Consider the following 15,372-nt stretch of genomic DNA (forward strand, 5'->3'; position numbering starts at 1 on the left):
GAGTACCAGGACACGCAACTGGAAGTTGGCAGATGCGGTGTATTTGAACCCAGAGCGCCCTGAAGTTAAGGGCGTTCTGGGTTAGCCGCAGCAGTACTAAGGCGACAGGTACCTTGACACGTACCGAGGTGGTGGAAAGGGTCTGGTTGATCGAGACGGACGTGATGCTGACCATGGGCGGTGTCTCCATGAAGGTTTAGGGATAAACCCGTCATCGACGTCAGCCGTTCAATCTTTAGCTTTATCGTGTATCGGCCCGGACACCGAGCCGATACACCAATCACATCGACGGAACTGGCTATGCGCTCAGGCGTGCGGTCACTTCATTCAACTGCCCTGACAACCCGTGCAAATTCCGGCTCGCCGCTTCGGTACGCTGCACGTTGTCCAGATTGGTACTGGCGATGGTGGTGATTTCGGTGAGATTGCGCGAAATGTCTTCAGCCACCGAGGTCTGCTCTTCGGCGGCCGTGGCGATTTGCCGGTTCATGTCGCGTATCGCTTCCACCGAAGCGGTAATGCGTTCCAGCATCGCGCCGGCCTGAGTCACTTGTTCGACGCTTTCTTCACTGCGTGACTGGCCGCTTTCGATGGCTTGGGCCGCATCCACTGCGCCGGTTTGCACCGTCTGGATGATCTGATTGATCTCGATGATCGACGCCGCGGTGCGCTGAGCCAGACTGCGCACTTCGTCGGCGACCACGGCAAATCCGCGTCCGGCTTCACCAGCCCGGGCCGCTTCAATGGCGGCGTTAAGCGCCAGCAGATTGGTCTGTTCGGCGATCCCGCGAATCACTTCCAGCACCTTGCCGATCCGCCCGCTGTCGGTTTCCAGACGACGGATGACCGTGGCGGTATTGGCGATTTCGCCGCGCATCTGGGTAATGGTGTGAATCGTCCCCTGCATGACCTTTTCACCCTGCTGAGCAGAGTGATCGGCTTCGTCGGCAGCACGCGCTGCATCAGCAGCATGGCGGGCGACTTCCTGGGCGGTGGCGGACATTTCATTCATCGCCGTGGCGACTTGATCAGTGCGGTTGAATTGCTCGTTGGTGCCGTGGGCCATCAGGCCGGCAATCGAATTCAGTTCACCACTGGCGCTGTCCAGATCCGAGGCGCTGCGCTGCAAACGGCTGAACGTTTCCGCGAGGAAGTCGCGCAACGTGTTGGCCGCAATAGCCAGCTTGCCCAGTTCATCCTGACGGTTGCTCGCTACGCGCTCGGCAAACCGACCTTGGCTGAGCTGGGCGACGTATTCGATCAACGTGCGGATTGGTTCGACCAGGTTGCGGTTGACCAGCCACAGGCTGAGCAGGCCGATCAACAGTCCCGACGCCAGCATCACCACAATCCCCAGCAGCACGGTGCGATCAGCGTCGGCGCTGATCAATGTCGATTGCTCGGCGCCCTGCTTGCGCAGTTCACTGACCAGCTCGCTCATTTGCTCACTGGTGGCGCGGTCCAGGCCTTTGACCGCGGTGTCACCCACCGTTGGGTCGGCCCCGGCGGCAACGTACGCGTCGCGCCCCTTCTGGTAGGCCGTGCCCAATGCACGGTGTTCTTCGCGCAAGCGTTCGATGCGAGTCTTGAGTTGTGCGTCGATTCCTGGCTGGTTCGCCAGTTGACCAAGAATGCCTTGGACGTCGCGTTGGCGGTCTTCGAATTGCGTCCAGTATTTGCTCAGGTCTTGCGGTTGTTTGCCGCGCAGCAGGACGTTCTTCCACTCCTGAACCTGAGCCTTGAATTGCAGGTTGGCTTCGTCAATCAGTTGCGAGGTATGCAACGGGCCCTCGATCAGGTTTCGATAGTTCTGAACACCGCTGGAAAGAAAGTGAAAGCAGGCCAGGGCAATCAACAGCATCGCGAACAGGCTGCCGCTCAGCAGTGCCAGGATTTGAGCTCTCAGGGATTTCTGCACAAACATCGAGTGGGATCTCATGACAGGGATAGAACAGGCCACGAAGGGGCATGCATGACATACGGACATCCCTGTCAGCGCCTGTTTGGCTTACAGCCAAAGGCGAGGAACTCAACGTAAGCGTCATCGGCGCCATAGAGACGTTCTTGAATCGATCCGATAACCGGTCAATTTCCCCCTGGCGGCGCAGTCAAGCTGTCACAAAACCGTCAAATAGCCTTGCCATGATGCGGCTCAAGTGAACCTGTGAAATCTGCGACAGGCACGTCCCGCCAGCGAGACTCCATGAACCACAGCATCGACCAAATCCATCGCGACACTGATCTGTTCGGCCTGCTCTACGGCTTCAGCTTTCGCCCCGGCGAACGCGGCCGTGAGATCGATTCAGCCAAGGCTCTGGAATACTTGCAGCAACCCGGCGATCCCGACGAGTTTCTCTGGTTACACCTGAACCTGGCCCACGCTGCCTGCGAGCGCTGGATGAAAACCCATCTGGAGTTGCCGGAAGAGTTTTTCGAAGCGCTGCATGAAGGCTCGCGTTCCACGCGTATCGAACACGTCGACTCGGCACTGCTGGCAGTGGTCAACGATGTGGTCTTCAACTTGAGCAGCATGGTGTCTTCGGACATCTCGACCCTGTGGGTCTGCGCTCGCAGTCGGCTGATTATCAGCGCTCGTCTGCAACCCCTGCACTCGGTGGACAAGCTGCGTTCCTCGGTCAAGGCTGGTGAGCGCTTTCGCTCGCCGCTGGAACTGCTGGTGCATCTGCTGCGCGATCAGGGCGAAGTGCTGACCCAAATCGTGCGCAAGACCAGCATCAGCGTCGATCAGATCGAAGACCAGTTGTTGTCCTCGCGCCTTTCAACCAACCGCGCCGAACTGGGTGCCAACCGTCGGGTGCTGGTGCGCTTGCAACGACTACTGGCGCTTGAGCCAGGTTCGTTGCTACGGCTGCTCAATCGCCCGCCGCAGTGGTTACAGAAGGAAGACGTCAAGGAGCTGCGCAAGTCCACCGAGGAGTTTGCGCTGATCATCAACGACCTCACGGCCTTGGGCGAACGGATCAAATTGCTGCAAGAAGAAATCGCCGCCAACCTCAACGAACAAAGCAACCGCACCCTGTTCACCCTGACCGTGGTCACGGTGTTGGCACTGCCGATCAATATCATTGCCGGTTTCTTCGGCATGAACGTTGGCGGCATCCCGCTCTCGGGCGATCCCGAAGGCTTCTGGATTCTGGTGGCATTGGTAGCGACCTTTACCGTGATTGCCGGACGCTGGGCGTTTCGCAAGCGCCAGGATTATTGAAAACACGGCTGCTCGTTCCCACGCTCTGCGTGGGAATGCCGCCTCGGACGCTCTGCGTCCAGCCGTGACGCAGAGCGTCAATGGATGCATTCCCACGCGGAGCATGGGAACGATCAACTTCACCTTCGGATAAATGGCCCCGGCACAACACCTAAACACTGATCCAGCGCAGCCTATCTGTAACACTTGGCAACGATCATGACTGACACTCCCTCCTTCAAAGGATTGTCTGGCATGGCCACCCCTTTCTCGAACGCCGCCACCCAAGCGCCCGCCAGTGATGCCAAACCGAATCTGGACAAAAAGCCCGGTCTGATCACCATCGTGGTTTTTTTCGCCGTACTGGCAATGGGGCTGCTTTTCACAGCCTACAGTCTGATGCACGACATGAACGACCTGGAGACAACCGTCACCACCTGGACACCGTTCCTGCTGTTGGGTGTCGCGCTGTTGATCGCCCTGGGTTTCGAGTTCGTCAACGGCTTCCATGACACCGCCAACGCAGTCGCGACGGTGATTTACACCAACTCGTTACCGCCGCACTTTGCAGTGGTCTGGTCCGGATTCTTCAACTTCCTCGGGGTGCTGCTGTCCAGCGGCGCAGTGGCGTTCGGCATCATTGCCTTGCTGCCGGTGGAGTTGATTCTGCAGGTGGGTTCCTCAGCAGGTTTTGCGATGATCTTCGCCCTGCTGATCGCCGCGATTCTGTGGAACCTCGGTACGTGGTGGCTGGGCCTGCCGGCCTCGTCCTCGCACACGTTGATCGGCTCGATCATCGGCGTCGGTGTGGCCAATGCCCTGATGCACGGCCGCGACGGTACCAGCGGCGTAGATTGGGCACAGGCGACCAAGGTCGGTTATGCGTTGTTGTTCTCGCCACTGATCGGCTTCGCGTTTGCCGCGCTGCTGTTGATGGCCTTGCGGATATTCGTCAAGAATCGCGCGCTGTACAAGGCACCTAAAGGCAACACCCCGCCGCCTTGGTGGATTCGCGGGATGTTGATCCTGACCTGCACCGGCGTGTCGTTCGCCCACGGCTCCAACGATGGGCAAAAAGGCATGGGCCTGATCATGCTGATCCTGGTCGGCACCTTGCCCATGGCCTATGCACTGAACCGAACCATGCCGGCCGATCAGGCCTTGCAGTTCGCGGCCGTGGCCGAAGTCACCCAGCAAGCGCTGGTCAAAAACACACCGCAACCGGCACCGGCCGACCCGCGTCCGACGCTCTCCGACTACGTGCGCAGCAAACAGGTGACACCGGAACTGATCCCCGCCCTCGCCGCACTGGCCGGCAATATCGGCAACGAAGTGAAGGGTTACGGCTCGCTGTCCAAAGTCCCTGCTGAAGCCATGGGCAACGTGCGTAACGACATGTACCTGACCAGCGAAACCATCCGCTTGATGGACAAGAACAAAGTCGGCGACTTCGATGCCGATACCCAAGGCAAGCTGCAACTGTTCAAGCAACAGATCGACAACGCCACACGCTTCATTCCGCTGTGGGTGAAAATCGCCGTGGCCATCGCCCTCGGCCTGGGCACCATGGTTGGCTGGAAGCGCATCGTGGTGACGGTCGGCGAGAAGATCGGCAAGACCCACCTGACCTACGCTCAGGGTGCTTCAGCGGAAACCGTGGCCATGCTGACCATCGGCGCCGCTGACATGTTCGGGCTGCCGGTGTCGACTACCCATGTGTTGTCGTCGGGTGTGGCCGGGACCATGGTCGCCAACGGCGGTGGATTGCAGATGCGCACCATCCGTAACCTGCTGATGGCCTGGGTGCTGACCTTGCCGGCAGCGATCCTGCTGTCAGGCAGTTTGTATTGGTTGTTTACGCAGATGTTCTAAGCCGCGCTGAACCATTCAAAAAATCCCGGACCGGGCAATCGGTTCGGGGTTTTTTTATCCAGCGAATCAGACGCAGAAAAGCGCCGCACGCATTTCGTCGAAAAATCAGCGTATTAACGATCTTTTGCTCCCGCGCCCGATGGATTTCACTTCAGTTTGCTACCTTGGTGCCGACTCTTAAGAGAGCCAACGCATTCAGGAGGGGGAAACCGTGAATCTGTATATCAATCAGCTTCAGAAGAAAGCTGACTTCAAAAGCGCCATCTACGCAGGCGACATCTTCCTGAACACCCAGCTCAACACCGCGAAAGAACTGTGCGCATTCGCCCAACAAAGCATCACCGCAGCGTTTGACGGCGAGACTGATCACCAGTCCCTGCATACCCTGATGCCGGTCGAAGAGTTCGTCACCCTGGTGACCCGACTCAAAGGCCAGTTCACCAACAGTCTGCAGGTCAAGGAGCTGATTCGCGCCTTCACCCTGGAAATCGGCGCTGCCCCCGAAGACTACATATTCGACGTGCCGCGCATACGCGTGGTGCCGAACTACGACTATCTGCACGCCGGCATCAGTTATGCCTACAAGCCGCACCGGGACACCTGGTACGGCGGCGTGGATTGCCAGATCAACACCTGGATGCCGGTGTACACCATCACCCCGGACCAGACCATGATGATCAATCCGGGCTACTTCGATGTGCCGGTGAAGAACACCTCGGCACAGTGGAGTTTGTCCGACTGGATCAACGTGCAGCGTGAGCGAGCCAAGGACAACGTCAAAGAAGAAGTCCGCGTTCACCCGGTGCCGCTGGAAGAGATCAACACCGCATCAGAAATCCGCGTCGCCGGTAATACCGCCGAGATGCTGATTTTCTCTGGCTCGCACCTGCATGGCACCGTACCCAACTACACCGAACAGACCCGTTTCAGCGTGGATTTCCGGCTGATGCACCTCGATGACCTCAAGCACAAACGCGGCGCAATCAATGTCGACAGCGCCTGCCCGGATGTCGGGGCCGGTTTCAAAGACTATTTACACGTCCACGATTTCTCGAATTTCCTAGGAGCCAAATAATGACCAAGCGTCGCCTTACGCCTGCCGAGACCGAATACAACGAAACCCGTGCCAACGTCCTGAAACGGGTCGACGCCGAGTACGTGGCCGATGCGCCGTACGTGTTCGCCAACCGCATTGGCGTGACTGCTGCGTTGTCGCGCATGGAGTTGTTCAAGAAGGTCGCCGAGATTCCGGGCGCGATCATCGAGTGCGGCGTGTACAAGGGCAACTCGCTGATGCTCTACATGCACTTGTCGATGATTCTGGAACCTTACGCAATCAACCGTTCGATCGTCGGTTTCGACACCTTCGAAGGCTTCCAAAGCATCAACAAGAATGAAGACCCGGCCGACGTCAACGAGACCATGTTCTCCGACACCGACCAGTCGCTGATCCAGGACATGATCGACGCCAACGACCTGCTGCGTCCGGTCAACCGCATCCCGCGTTGCGAGCTGGTCAAAGGCGACATTTGCAAGACTGCGCCAGAATGGGTCAAAACCCGCCCGGACCTGGTCGTGGCAATGCTGATCCTCGACACCGACCTGTATGAGTCGACCAAAGTCGCGCTGGAGACCTTCCTGCCGTACATGCCAAAAGGCGCCATCGTGGTGCTGGACGAAGTTGCCTATCGCAACTTCCCGGGCGAAACCAAAGCCCTGCGTGAAGTGTTCGACATGAACAAGATCGAACTCAAACGCCTGCCGTTCGATTCTTGCGTGGGTTACTTCCACATCTGATCGGCTCCCAAAGCCTCGCTCTTGCAGGAGCGAGGCTAAGTTAAGCGAACGCTATCCTTGTGGGTGCAGCGTTTTTGCCTGTCATCCGCGACATGGCTCTCGGCGCACCATCACCCGCTCGCGCACCACGTCATACCCCCAGTGATAGACGTAGGTGTAGGGCAGGAAAAACAGCAGCACGCCGATGTCCAGGATCAGTGCCTGCAACAGGCTGATGTTCAGCCACCAGGCCACTAGCGGCACGCTGACGATGACCAGACCGCCTTCGAACAGCAACGCATGCAACAGGCGGGTCCAGCCGTTCTGGGCCATGGCGAAACGCTCGCGCATGCGGTCGAACATGCCATTGAAGAGCACGTTCCAGCCCAGCGCGATAAAGCAGTTGGCGATGGTCACCACGCCCATGTCGAGCAACGGCTTGTCCATCAACCAGGCGAACAGCGGCGTACACATCAACACCGCGAATACTTCAAAGCCGATGGCCTGGAAAACCCGTTCAGTCAGGGATTTTGGGGTACTCATGATCAATCTCTCTGGGTAACGATGGTTGCCATCATTGCCCACCAGACCGATACTTCATAACCAATAACCATCGATCAGAGCGATAGTTCATGGCCTCTCACGAAGTATTGCTGGCTTTTGTCCAGGCCGCGACCCAAGGCTCGTTCTCTGCGGCCGCACGCAAGCTGGGCAAGAGCCAATCGACCATCAGCGCGGCCGTCGCCAGCCTGGAAATCGACTTGGACGTGATCCTGTTCGATCGCAGCAGCCGCAAGCCCAGCCTGACCCCGGCCGGGCATGTGATGCTGCAGCGTGCCGAAGATATTTTGGCCGCCACCAGTCGCCTGGAAATGGCCGCCAGCCAGTTGTCGCAAGGCTTCGAACCGAAGCTGACCGTGGCCATTTCCGACACCTATCAGTCCGACCGTTTCGAGGCGAGCCTGAGCGCGTTCGAGCAGCGTTACCCGGACCTGGAACTCGAATGCCTGATCGCCGAATGCGACGATCTGATCGCGCTGGTCCAGCGTGGTCGGGCGCAGATTGCCTTCGCCGAGATGCAATCGAGCTACCCGGCAGACCTTGCCAGTTCGACGGTCGACGAACGCACGGAAATCGCGCTGTTTGTGTCTCGTGACCATCCACTGGCTGCGTTGAACAAGGTCGACAAGGACACCTTGCAACAACACCGCGAGTTGCGTTTGGCGACCATCGTCAACCCCTACGAAACCCGCGCGCAGGGCCGGGTCTGGTCGGCGCCAAGTTACTTGATGCTGCTGGAAATGGCTCAGCGGGGGTTCGGCTGGGCACCACTGCCGCGCTGGCTGGTGGGCCGCTTTGGTGCCGGCTCGCTTCAGGAACTCAACGTGCGCGGCTGGCCGCGACCGGTGGCGGTAGATGCGTTGTGGTCGCGTCTGCATCCGCCAGGACCGGCGGGGAGTTGGTTGCTGGGGAAGATGTTGGAGTGATGCAGCTCTTTAATATCACCCACAAAAAACCCCTGCATCGAGGGGCTTTTTGTGAAGCAGTATCAGCAAGCAGACATCAGGCCATCTGAATGATGGTCTGCATGATGGTGCTTTGGGTCGAGATGGTTTTGGCGTTGGCCTGGTAGTTACTTTGTGCCTTGATCAAGTCCACCAACTCGTTGGTCAGGTTGACGTTGGACTCTTCCAGGGAGTTGGAAACCACTGAACCCAAGGTGCCGGTTTCTGGAGCATCGTAGCCTGGGATACCCGAAGCGAACGTTTCTTTCCAGCTGGTACCGCCCACTGCCTGCAAACCCTGCTCGTTGGTGAAGCTGGCCAATGAAATCTGACCAATAGCCTTGTTCTGGCTGTTGCTGAAGTTGGCGAACAGAGTGCCAGTGCCGTCGATGGTCAGGTTGGTGATCTGGCCTGTGGCGTAGCCGTCCTGAGTCGGCAGCGAACGCGCGGTATCGGCGTTGAACTGGGTGGTCTTGGTCATATCAATCGCCACGCCACTGGCGTTCGCACTCGCGCCGTTGGCTGTCCAGACGCCGCCGGTCACAGTACCTGGCACCCAACCTGATAATTGCAGGCTGTTGGTCGGGTTAGGCGCTACCGGAGTAGCAGGTGGAGTGGCCACCGAAACAAGCTGACCTACCGAATCGAAGGTCATGGTCGACGCCACCGGATCTGTAGCCCCACCCACCGTCGGTGCAGAGCCGTCCGGGTTGCGACCATCCACCAGGGTGTAGGTCTGCCAGGTATTGGAAGCAGTCTTGACCATGTACTGGTCCATGGTGTGCTGGTTGCCCTGGCTGTCGTAGATCGGCGTGCTGAAGGACTTGGTGTAGGTGTCGACCTTACTCGGATCGAATGGCAGCGCGACCTGGTCGATAGACGCTGCGGTCGAGCTCAGATTGATGGTCGACGTTACCGCACCAGTAGCCTTTGGTGAAAGGTTAGAGGTATCGATCCGCAAGTCAGTCATCACGCCGTTGACGATCTTGCCGTTGGCATCCACACCGTAACCTTGCAGACGGGAGGTGCCGGCGGTGTTGGTGATGTAGCCGTCCTTGTCGGTCTTGAACGTACCGGCGCGGGTGTAGGTCAGCGAGCCGCTATCGCTCATGACGAAGAAACCGGCACCCTGGATGCCCATGTCCAGTACGTTGCCGGTGTTGTTCACATCTCCCTGACCGAACTGCTGGGAAACGGCGGCCAGGCTGACCCCATTGCCCACACTCTTGTTGCCGGAACCCAGCTTGGTGGCCGAGTAGACATCGGCGAACTCTGCACGGGACGATTTGAAGCCGGTGGTAGCGACGTTGGCAATGTTGTTGCCGGTAACGTCCAGTTGTTTGTTGGCTGCATAGAGACCGCTAAGGCCGATATTGAAAGACATATTCCTCTCCTTGTGCCGCGTTAGTCGGCTCTATAGGCCAATAGTTTGTACTTTGGACAGGGCAACAGCGCCCAGGCCTGCGAGGTTGAGCATCATCTCGCCGCCGGTTTGACTCAGGGTCACGCTGTTGACGGTCGCAGGCAGATAAGTGACCAGGTCGGTTGTGGTGTTATCGATGGAAGCACTTGCCTTGAAGGTGTAAGTGCCCGGATCAACCTTCGCGCCCGATGAGTCGGTGCCGTCCCAAACGAAGGTGGCATTGCCCGCGGACTGGCTACCCAGGTCGATGGTTTTCACCGTCTTGCCGTCTTTATCATTGATGGTCACGGTAGCGCCGGCAACGGACGCCGGGATCACTGCCGTGCCTGTCAGACTCTTGGTCGTATCGACATAAGCCGATCCGGTTTGTGCAACCACCGAACGCCCCACCAACGAAGAGGCTTGCAAGGCCTGCGACGACTTGTAGCTGCTGGAAAGCGAGGTGACCGAGTCGTTCAGCTTGGTAATACCTTCCAGGCTACTGAACTGTGCCAACTGGGCCACGAACGCACCGTTGTCCTGCGGACTGAGCGGGTTCTGGTTTTTCAGCTGAGTCACCAGCAATTGCAGGAAAGCGTCTTTACCTAACGCCTTATTGCCGGTTGCACTGCCGGTCGCGGCCGCCAAACCATCAGTGGTGCTAGTGGTGGTGGTCTTGGAGGAGTTGGCGAGAATCTGGTTGAGAGTCAGGCCACTGGTGGTATCGGTAACACTCATCTGAGTCGCCCCTTATCACTGACCGAGGGTCAGGACCTTCTGCATCATGGTTTTGGCGGTATTCATCATTTCTGCGTTGGTCTGGAACGAACGACTGGCAGAAATCATGTCAGCCATTTCCTCAACCACGTTGACGTTCGGGTAGTAGACATAACCCTTGGCGTCAGCAGAGGGGTGGTTAGGCTCGTAACGCGCTTCGAGGTTGCTTTGGTCTTCGACCACACCCAGCACTTGCACGCCTTGGCCGGCGCCGTCCTGGTTCTGGAACAACGAATCGCTGCCACCGCTCTGCCCGCCCTGGAACATGGTGGCGAACACTGGGTGACGGGCACGGTAGGTCTGGTCGATGCTCGAAGAGACGGTCTCGGCGTTGGCGATGTTACTGGCGACGGTGTTCAAGCGAGTGGTTTGAGCACTCATGCCGCTGCCGGCAATATTGAAAACACTGGCTAGAGACATGAATTACTCTCCGCGCAGGGCTGACACCAGCCCTTTGAATTTGCTGTTGAGCAGTGTGAAGCTGGCCTGGAAGTTGACCGCGTTTTCCGCGTAGTTCGACTGTTCCAGTTGGGCGTCCACGGTGTTTTGGTCAATCGACGGTTGCATCGGTGTGCGATACAGCAACGACTCGTCGCCATTGCCCAGACCTTCGGCTTCGATATGACGGCTATTGGTCATGTTCAAGGCGAAAGTGCCGCTCTTGGTCTTTTCATTCTGCGCGGCAAGCACGGCAGAGAAGTCCAGATCCCGAGCCTTGTAGTTCGGGGTGTCGGCGTTGGCAATGTTGTTGGCCAGAACTTCGGCTCGCTGAGCGCGAAAGCCCAGAGCTTGTTCATGGATACCGAGCGCTTTATCGAAGCTGATGCTCATGTCGGGTGACCTTCGGGTGACCAGTTTTTTCGTACGGTGAACATAGCAAGCGTCATGCCAATTAGCGAAAGCCCGTAAACCGGGGCTTTGCGGGCATCGGCAAAGCGGCAATGCCAGAAAAGCGGCAACTGATTTCCGCCACCTGCCGCTTTTCTGCCGCTGCCCAAAGGCAATGACTACCCCTGTGGGAGCGGGCTTGCTCGCGATGCAGGCGCCTCGGTGCATCAGAAACTCCGCGTCATCGTTCATCGCGAGCAAGCCCGCTCCCACATTGGATCGTGGAACTCGCACAGAAAATCGGCGGGCATAAAAAAACGGGAGCCCCTGAGGACTCCCGTTTTTTTATGACGCCGAACGAATCACTTCGCCTGGTAAATAATCCCGGGGCTGCACTGAACCATCTGGTAGTGATCCGGCAAGCCATTGAGCGCTTCGGAAGCGCCGAGGAACAGATAGCCGCCGCGCTTCAAGGTGCCGTGAATCCGCAGCAGGATGTCCTTCTTCACCTCAGCAGAGAAGTAGATCAGCACGTTGCGGCAGAACACGATGTCGAACTTGCCGAGGCTCGCATAGCTGTCCAGCAGGTTGAACGAGCGGAACTCCACCCGGCTCTTGATCGGTGCCTTGATCGCCCAACGCCCTGCCCCTTTGGGGTCGAAGTAGCGCTGAAGCCGCTCTGGAGAGAGGCCCCGGCCCAGAGCCAGGCTGTCGTATTCACCGGTCTTGCAATTGTTCAGCATGGTGCCGGACAAATCAGTGGCAACGATCTGCACACCCATTTTCAGCTGACCCATGTTGGTCCGCTCGAACTCATCGATCGACATGGACAGCGAGTAGGGTTCCTGCCCCGACGAGCAGGCCGCCGACCAGATCCGCAAACGCTGACCAGGACTGGCCTTGATCGACTCGGGCAGGACTTTGTTCTTCAAGACTTCAAACGGATAGGTGTCACGAAACCAGAGGGTTTCGTTGGTGGTCATGGCATCCACCACCATCTCGCGCAAACCACTGCGCGGCTGAGTCTGAATACGTTGAACCAGCTCACCCAAGGATTTGATGCCCTGCTGTTCCATCAGTTTATTGAGACGGCTCGACACCAGATATTGCTTATTTTCACCGAGCAAAATGCCACAGGCTTTTTCCAGGAAGACCCGGAACTGTTCGAAATCCAAATTACCCGTAGACAATGGTACCGCCTCTTAAATCGTGTTGACTGCCAGGAGCAAACGCCCCTAGCTGTTATCTGCTGCCTTGATCCGGTCGACTACCCGGGATGCCAGGTCATCAGGACGGAATTTGGCAAGGAAGTCATCGGCACCGACCTTCTTCACCATCGCCTGATTGAACACACCCGACAACGAAGTATGCAGGATGATATGCAGCTTTTGCATGCGTGGGTCGCTGCGGATCTCGGCCGTGAGCGTGTAACCGTCCATTTCGGGCATCTCGATGTCGGAAATCATCATCAAGAATTCTTCTTCCGGTTTCTTGCCCTCGTCGACCAACTTACGCAAGTAATCCAGCGCCTGTCGGCCGTCGTTCAACGCCACGACATCGACTCCGATCGTCTGCAGGCAACGCGTGACTTGCTTGCGCGCGACCGACGAATCGTCGACCGTCAGCACCCGCAGAGAAATGGCTTTGTGCTGGGTTTCGACGTCCACCACACCAAACGAAATGACTTCCGAGGTCGGCGCTACTTCCGCCAGAACTTTCTCGACATCGATGATTTCGACTAACTGATTGTCGACCCGGGTCACCGCCGTCAAGTAATGATCGCGACCCGTGCCCTTGGGCGGCGGATGGATCTCCTCCCAGTTCATGTTGACGATGCGCTCGACCGAGCGGACCAAAAAGCCCTGAGTCTTGGTGTTGTACTCCGTGATGATCACGAAGGGATTGCTTTGATCTTTCAAACCACCCGAGCCGGTCGCCATTGCCAGATCAAGGATCGGAATGGTCGCCCCCCGAATATTTGCGACACCGCACACGACAGGATTGGATTTAGGCAACAGGGTCAGTTTGGGGCATTGCAGCACCTCCCGAACCTTGAACACGTTGATCCCATACAGCTGCTGGCCGTCAAGACGGAACAACAACAGCTCAAGGCGATTCTGCCCCACCAGTTGCGTGCGCTGGTTTACCGAATCCATTACACCAGCCATGCCCAGACTCCTACACCAACGCTTAAGATCCGACGCGCATTCATTGCTAAACGGCACGGGGCTTGCTTTTTAACCGCTATGAACGAAAAAACGACACTTTTCCGACACCTGACTTCCCGGACATCAAAGTACCGAAAATTACTTTGCGCGTTGTCAGCGCTGTGCTTTTTCAACGTTGGCAGCCTTGCCTTTGCTGACTCGGTCACCTTGCCTGATCTGCTTATCGGCGTCACTCAAGGCTTTCTTGAGTTCACCGTTGAAGATTATTTGGCGACCAGCCAGACCCAGGGACGCTACGAAATCCAGGTCAACCAGCTCGATCCTCGCTTGCGCATGCCGTTATGCGACAAGGAATTGACAGCGACGCTGGAGAGTCCGGCTCAGCCTCTGGGGCGTGTCACCGTAAAGGTGCGTTGCGACGGAGCCTCACCCTGGACCGTCTTCGTTCCCGCTCAAGTGCGCCTGTTTCGAGAAGTCGTTACCACCACTCGCCCCCTTAAACGCACCGGAATCATCGAGCCCGAGGACGTCGCGTTACGCGAGCGGGACATCAGTCAGATCAATCAGGGCTATCTGACATCGGTCGATCAAGCCATTGGTCAGAAACTCGTCCGACCAATGGTCACCGACCAAGTCATTACCCTTGTCCACATGGAACAAGCGGAGGTCGTTCGCAAAGGCGATCAAGTGGTGATCTCCGCCCGCAGCGGCACGCTCAATGTACGAATGCCCGGCGAAGCCCTGTCCAACGGCGGTCTGAGCGAACAGATCAGGGTCAAGAATCTGAACTCTCAACGGGTGATCAAAGCGCGTGTGACCGCCCCGGGCCAGGTTGAAGTCACCATGTAGAGAACTGGCGCTGTGCTAAAGCGTTCCCTAAACTGTGCCTCAAGCAGGGCAAGCGCCGCTGCGCGCTTACCCATAATTGAGCCTAAAGTTTTTCCGGGTATGGCCGAAAACATGGCAAGCGTCCAAATACCCAGAGGTTTTCTATTATGGTCATCGATTTCAGCCGGTTAAATAGCCCCCCCTCACCCACCAGCAGTACGCGTACCAGCGGCAGCAAGGAAACCGGCGATGCCGGTAAATCCGCGCCGGTGAATACCCCGGCCGAACAGGCCAGTACCAGCAAAAGCGGGGAATCGGTCCACCTCAGTAATGAGGCTCAACAGTTGCAGAAGGTCACTGACAAGCTGCGCGATCAACCTGCTGTCGACAAAGCCCGCGTGGCCGAGTTGAAGCAAGCGATTGCCGATGGCAGCTATAAAGTCGACAGCAACCGTGTAGCCAGCAAACTGCTCAACTTCGAAGCCCAGCGCTAGCCAAAGGCCTGCGCCAGGCTTTTGGACGCTTAAAACCCAAGGCCAGCCATGCACGACACTCATTTACTGCAACTGATCACCGACGACTTTGCTCCCGCTCAACATTTGCTGGAGTTGCTGCAAGCCGAATCCCTGGCGTTGCACGGTCGCGACATGCCACTGCTCGAAGATATTCTCGCGCAGAAACAGGCACTGATCATTTTGCTCGAACAGCATGGCCGCAAACGCAGCCAGATTCTTGTCAGCCTTAACCTGCCGGCCAATCACAGCGGCCTGGAACAACTGGCCGGGCAATCGTCCATTGGCGATCAGTTGCTGACTCAGAGCGATGAACTCAACCAGCTTCTGGCCAAATGCCAGACAGCCAACGAACTCAACGGTCGCTCGATCCAGGTTCAGCAGGCCACCACCGCCAATCAGCTGAAAATCCTCACGGGTGGCGAACCTCCCGCCCTTTATGATGCTCGCGGATCCACCTCCCGGCTTGCGAAGCCGCGACCACTCAGTCAGGCTTGAA

At 57.7% G+C, this 15,372-nt stretch carries 16 protein-coding genes; 8 read left to right on the forward strand and 8 right to left on the reverse strand.

Features of this window, described 5'->3' with window-relative positions; translation table 11 throughout:
- Positions 1 to 298: 298 nt before the first annotated feature.
- Positions 299 to 1,924: a methyl-accepting chemotaxis protein gene (locus tag ACN1C3_RS32665; protein WP_419119851.1), complete on the reverse strand. Its 1,626-nt coding sequence runs from the start codon at positions 1,922 to 1,924 to the stop codon at positions 299 to 301.
- A 279-nt stretch (positions 1,925 to 2,203) separates the two neighbouring features.
- On the opposite strand from ACN1C3_RS32665, the gene ACN1C3_RS32670 reads away from it, so the two are divergent.
- The 4 genes from ACN1C3_RS32670 to ACN1C3_RS32685 all read left to right on the forward strand — a co-directional run bounded on the left by ACN1C3_RS32670 (position 2,204) and on the right by ACN1C3_RS32685 (position 6,874).
- Positions 2,204 to 3,226 (forward strand): transporter, encoded by a 1,023-nt coding sequence (locus tag ACN1C3_RS32670; protein ID WP_419119852.1) that lies wholly within the window; start codon positions 2,204 to 2,206, stop codon positions 3,224 to 3,226.
- 234 nt (positions 3,227 to 3,460) lie between these two features.
- Positions 3,461 to 5,077, forward strand: a complete 1,617-nt coding sequence (locus tag ACN1C3_RS32675) for an inorganic phosphate transporter (RefSeq protein ID WP_419119853.1) — start codon at positions 3,461 to 3,463, stop codon at positions 5,075 to 5,077.
- Between the two features lie 211 nt (positions 5,078 to 5,288).
- Positions 5,289 to 6,152: a hypothetical protein gene (locus ACN1C3_RS32680; protein WP_419119854.1), complete on the forward strand. Its 864-nt coding sequence runs from the start codon at positions 5,289 to 5,291 to the stop codon at positions 6,150 to 6,152.
- On the forward strand, positions 6,152 to 6,874 hold the full coding sequence (locus ACN1C3_RS32685; RefSeq protein WP_419119855.1) for a TylF/MycF/NovP-related O-methyltransferase: 723 nt from the start codon (positions 6,152 to 6,154) through the stop codon (positions 6,872 to 6,874). The genes ACN1C3_RS32680 and ACN1C3_RS32685 overlap by 1 nt, the downstream gene beginning before the upstream one ends.
- An 81-nt stretch (positions 6,875 to 6,955) precedes the next feature.
- Here the strand turns inward: ACN1C3_RS32685 and ACN1C3_RS32690 are convergent, their stop codons facing one another.
- A complete protein-coding gene (locus ACN1C3_RS32690) occupies positions 6,956 to 7,396 on the reverse strand; it encodes a multidrug/biocide efflux PACE transporter (protein ID WP_419119856.1) in 441 nt (146 codons plus the stop codon).
- A gap of 89 nt (positions 7,397 to 7,485) precedes the next feature.
- On the opposite strand from ACN1C3_RS32690, the gene ACN1C3_RS32695 reads away from it, so the two are divergent.
- The gene (locus ACN1C3_RS32695) at positions 7,486 to 8,340 is read left to right on the forward strand and encodes a LysR family transcriptional regulator (RefSeq protein WP_419119857.1); all 855 of its coding nucleotides are present in this window, start codon (positions 7,486 to 7,488) and stop codon (positions 8,338 to 8,340) included.
- A gap of 76 nt (positions 8,341 to 8,416) precedes the next feature.
- Here the strand turns inward: ACN1C3_RS32695 and flgE are convergent, their stop codons facing one another.
- The 6 genes from flgE to ACN1C3_RS32725 all read right to left on the reverse strand — a co-directional run bounded on the left by flgE (position 8,417) and on the right by ACN1C3_RS32725 (position 13,533).
- Positions 8,417 to 9,742: a flagellar hook protein FlgE gene (gene flgE, locus ACN1C3_RS32700; protein ID WP_419119858.1), complete on the reverse strand. Its 1,326-nt coding sequence runs from the start codon at positions 9,740 to 9,742 to the stop codon at positions 8,417 to 8,419.
- Between the two features lie 30 nt (positions 9,743 to 9,772).
- Complete coding sequence (gene flgD / locus ACN1C3_RS32705) at positions 9,773 to 10,498, reverse strand: flagellar hook assembly protein FlgD (protein ID WP_419119859.1); 726 nt, start codon at positions 10,496 to 10,498, stop codon at positions 9,773 to 9,775.
- Between the two features lie 15 nt (positions 10,499 to 10,513).
- Positions 10,514 to 10,957 (reverse strand): flagellar basal body rod protein FlgC, encoded by a 444-nt coding sequence (gene flgC, locus ACN1C3_RS32710; RefSeq protein ID WP_419119860.1) that lies wholly within the window; start codon positions 10,955 to 10,957, stop codon positions 10,514 to 10,516.
- A gap of 3 nt (positions 10,958 to 10,960) precedes the next feature.
- Positions 10,961 to 11,368: a flagellar basal body rod protein FlgB gene (gene flgB / locus ACN1C3_RS32715; protein ID WP_419119861.1), complete on the reverse strand. Its 408-nt coding sequence runs from the start codon at positions 11,366 to 11,368 to the stop codon at positions 10,961 to 10,963.
- 359 nt (positions 11,369 to 11,727) lie between these two features.
- Positions 11,728 to 12,555, reverse strand: coding sequence for a protein-glutamate O-methyltransferase CheR (gene cheR, locus ACN1C3_RS32720; protein ID WP_419119862.1), 828 nt, complete (start codon positions 12,553 to 12,555; stop codon positions 11,728 to 11,730).
- Between the two features lie 45 nt (positions 12,556 to 12,600).
- Positions 12,601 to 13,533 (reverse strand): chemotaxis protein CheV, encoded by a 933-nt coding sequence (locus ACN1C3_RS32725; RefSeq protein ID WP_419119863.1) that lies wholly within the window; start codon positions 13,531 to 13,533, stop codon positions 12,601 to 12,603.
- A gap of 78 nt (positions 13,534 to 13,611) precedes the next feature.
- Between ACN1C3_RS32725 and flgA the strand changes: the two genes are divergently transcribed.
- The 3 genes from flgA (at position 13,612) to ACN1C3_RS32740 (ending at position 15,371) form a co-directional block, all read left to right on the forward strand.
- Positions 13,612 to 14,382, forward strand: coding sequence for a flagellar basal body P-ring formation chaperone FlgA (gene flgA, locus ACN1C3_RS32730; RefSeq protein WP_419119864.1), 771 nt, complete (start codon positions 13,612 to 13,614; stop codon positions 14,380 to 14,382).
- Positions 14,383 to 14,528: 146 nt separating this feature from the next.
- Positions 14,529 to 14,855, forward strand: a complete 327-nt coding sequence (gene flgM / locus ACN1C3_RS32735) for a flagellar biosynthesis anti-sigma factor FlgM (protein WP_419119865.1) — start codon at positions 14,529 to 14,531, stop codon at positions 14,853 to 14,855.
- Between the two features lie 48 nt (positions 14,856 to 14,903).
- A complete protein-coding gene (locus ACN1C3_RS32740; protein ID WP_419119866.1) occupies positions 14,904 to 15,371 on the forward strand; it encodes a flagella synthesis protein FlgN in 468 nt (155 codons plus the stop codon).
- The last annotated feature ends 1 nt before the right edge of the window (position 15,372 follow it).

This window comes from Pseudomonas sp. H11T01, from assembly GCF_048515765.1.
Classification (GTDB): domain Bacteria; phylum Pseudomonadota; class Gammaproteobacteria; order Pseudomonadales; family Pseudomonadaceae; genus Aquipseudomonas.

Excerpts from the sequence above, each read along its gene's own strand:
- ACN1C3_RS32665 (WP_419119851.1), bottom strand. The coding sequence starts at position 1,924 with ATGTTTGTGCAGAAATCCCTGAGAGCTCAAATCCTGGCACTGCTGAGC.
- ACN1C3_RS32670 (WP_419119852.1), top strand. The coding sequence starts at position 2,204 with ATGAACCACAGCATCGACCAAATCCATCGCGACACTGATCTGTTCGGC.
- ACN1C3_RS32675 (WP_419119853.1), top strand. The coding sequence starts at position 3,461 with ATGGCCACCCCTTTCTCGAACGCCGCCACCCAAGCGCCCGCCAGTGAT.
- ACN1C3_RS32685 (WP_419119855.1), top strand. The coding sequence starts at position 6,152 with ATGACCAAGCGTCGCCTTACGCCTGCCGAGACCGAATACAACGAAACC.
- ACN1C3_RS32690 (WP_419119856.1), bottom strand. The coding sequence starts at position 7,396 with ATGAGTACCCCAAAATCCCTGACTGAACGGGTTTTCCAGGCCATCGGC.
- ACN1C3_RS32695 (WP_419119857.1), top strand. The coding sequence starts at position 7,486 with ATGGCCTCTCACGAAGTATTGCTGGCTTTTGTCCAGGCCGCGACCCAA.
- flgE (WP_419119858.1), bottom strand. The coding sequence starts at position 9,742 with ATGTCTTTCAATATCGGCCTTAGCGGTCTCTATGCAGCCAACAAACAA.
- flgD (WP_419119859.1), bottom strand. The coding sequence starts at position 10,498 with ATGAGTGTTACCGATACCACCAGTGGCCTGACTCTCAACCAGATTCTC.
- flgC (WP_419119860.1), bottom strand. The coding sequence starts at position 10,957 with ATGTCTCTAGCCAGTGTTTTCAATATTGCCGGCAGCGGCATGAGTGCT.
- flgB (WP_419119861.1), bottom strand. The coding sequence starts at position 11,368 with ATGAGCATCAGCTTCGATAAAGCGCTCGGTATCCATGAACAAGCTCTG.
- ACN1C3_RS32725 (WP_419119863.1), bottom strand. The coding sequence starts at position 13,533 with ATGGCTGGTGTAATGGATTCGGTAAACCAGCGCACGCAACTGGTGGGG.
- flgA (WP_419119864.1), top strand. The coding sequence starts at position 13,612 with ATGAACGAAAAAACGACACTTTTCCGACACCTGACTTCCCGGACATCA.
- flgM (WP_419119865.1), top strand. The coding sequence starts at position 14,529 with ATGGTCATCGATTTCAGCCGGTTAAATAGCCCCCCCTCACCCACCAGC.
- ACN1C3_RS32740 (WP_419119866.1), top strand. The coding sequence starts at position 14,904 with ATGCACGACACTCATTTACTGCAACTGATCACCGACGACTTTGCTCCC.